The organism is Saccharomonospora halophila 8, assembly GCF_000383775.1.
In the GTDB taxonomy this organism is placed as follows: domain Bacteria; phylum Actinomycetota; class Actinomycetes; order Mycobacteriales; family Pseudonocardiaceae; genus Saccharomonospora; species Saccharomonospora halophila.
Window position 1 is genome coordinate 3,807 of sequence record NZ_KB912481.1, and the last position, 2,046, is coordinate 5,852.

The 2,046-nt window shown below is 72.6% G+C and carries 1 protein-coding gene; it reads right to left on the reverse strand.

Annotated elements, in window-relative coordinates:
- Positions 1-194 precede the first annotated feature (194 nt).
- Positions 195-1,967, reverse strand: coding sequence for an LpqB family beta-propeller domain-containing protein (locus tag SACHA_RS0100950; RefSeq protein ID WP_019806473.1), 1,773 nt, complete (start codon positions 1,965-1,967; stop codon positions 195-197).
- Positions 1,968-2,046: the final 79 nt, after the last annotated feature.

Consider the following 2,046-nt stretch of genomic DNA (forward strand, 5'->3'; position numbering starts at 1 on the left):
GGGCCCCCGGGTCGGTCCAGCACCGCCGCGCATTCCGCGCAGCACGCGGTCCCGGGCGCGCCGCAGCCCGCACACGACGTGGACACCAGCAGGTCGAGGCCCGTCCGACCGAGGGCGCGGGCCGTCTCCAGCACACGAGTCGTCACCGCTTCAGGGTGCCGCCGACGACCGACAGTCCCCGCGGAACCGACACCTCAGCCCGGGTAGAACGGCTCGGCACCCGGCCTGCTGTGCGGGTGCGGCACCCACACCGCGCCGACCTCACCGGCCGTCCACAACCCGTGGGTGTCGGCCACCACGATCTGTCGGCCCGGCGCGGCGGTGATGGCCTCGGTCGGTGGCCCGAGGTTCGAGCTGTTGAACGTGTCGTGCTCGAAGCCGTCGACCGAGACCCGTACGACCGGCCGCCACTCGGACGAGGTCGCCACGACCAGGGTGTCCTGCGAACTCCAGTCGACGTCGACCGCCGAGGTGAGGATGTCGCTCTTGAGGGCGCGCGGTGACCGGAGCGAGACCTCCGAGCTCGTGCGCACCACCGAGGCGACCCAGAGGGTGCCGTTCACCACGAGCGCGGCCCGGGTGCCGTCCCGGGACAACCGCAAGGCGGTGATGGCCCCCTCGTCCGGGAGTTCGCTGACGGTGACCGGTTGCGGCACCCAGGAGCCGTCCGGGCCACGCTGGACACGCACGATCGACTTGCCGTCCCGGACGGTCCACAACTCGCTCGACTTGGACTCGTTCGACGACGGCGGTCGCCAGGTCGGTCGGGTCAACCGCTCGGCGGACAGGTCGACGACCCGCCCCGGCGAGCCGTAGTCGCCCACCCGCAGGCGGTGGCCACGATCGCCGAGGTCCTCCACCACGGCGAGCTGCTGGCCGTTGATCGACTGCGCCGCGCTCTCCACGTCGTAGACACCACGGCCGAGCGGCCCCTGTACGGGCGCACCCGTGTCGAGGGAGCGGATCCGGCCGGCCTCCGTCGTCATGAGCCCGGGCAGCTCCGAGCTCGGCGAGGTGATCGACTCGTAGGCGGGCAGGTCGCCCGGCCGCCAGTCGAGTGTGCCCGGGACCAGCGCCACCCCGTCGGAGAGCAACCGGATCCGGCTCGTGGTCACGTGCTGCAACGACCGCACCACCTGGACGGCCATCCGCTCGCGGAGCTTCTCGCTCTCCTCGGTGATCCCCGTCAGCGGGACCACCAGCGCCCCGTCGCGTGCCGTGTCCACGTTGCTGTCGAGTTCCGCCGATTCCCCGAGCGGGTTCACGACCGCGCCGGCGAGCCCGTTCGAGGGGCCGCCGAGCACCAGGTCGACGACCCGCGCGGGCAACCCCGAGCGGGGCCGCGCGACCACGTAGCGGGGGTCCGGCACGGGGACCGACGAATCCGGTGAGAAGAAGTAGACCGGCACCTCGAAGTACGATTCGGAGAAGTCGCTCTCCGTGATCAGCACGGTTCCGGGCGCGTCGACGATGCGCCACTCCCCGTTCGGCTGCCTACCGACCCGCACCGGTGCCTCGAAGTCCCCGCTGACGGAGACGAACGCGCTGTCCGAGGTCAGCCGCCCGAGTTCGGAGGCACGGAGGGACACAACCCGGTGATTCTCCGGGTCCGGCGACTCCTCCTCGCCCAGATACACGGTGCCGAACTCGTTGCGGATCACGGTCAGGCTGTCGTCCGGCTGCCACCGCTCGCGCGCGGCCTCGCTGAGGTAGGCCCGTGCGGCCGCGTGGTCGTTGGCGGGCCGTGCGCTCGCCCGGACGAACTGACGGACCACCGACAACGGGTCCAGCCCCTGTTCCGGTTCCGGGACCTCCTGGGTGGCCTGTCCCCCGCCCTCCTGCGGAACGGGATTCGGCTGCGAGGTGGTGGGGATGGCCGCGCAGCCGCTCACGACCACTACGAGGGCCAGCACCGCACCCAGGATGCGGGTGTGCCGCCCGGACGACCTCGGCCGCACGCTGCTCACCGCACCTCCTCGTGTCCGTCCTCGGACCCCGCCGCGCGGCCCACCGGGGTGGGCCCCGGCCGCTCGTCCGCACCGTCGG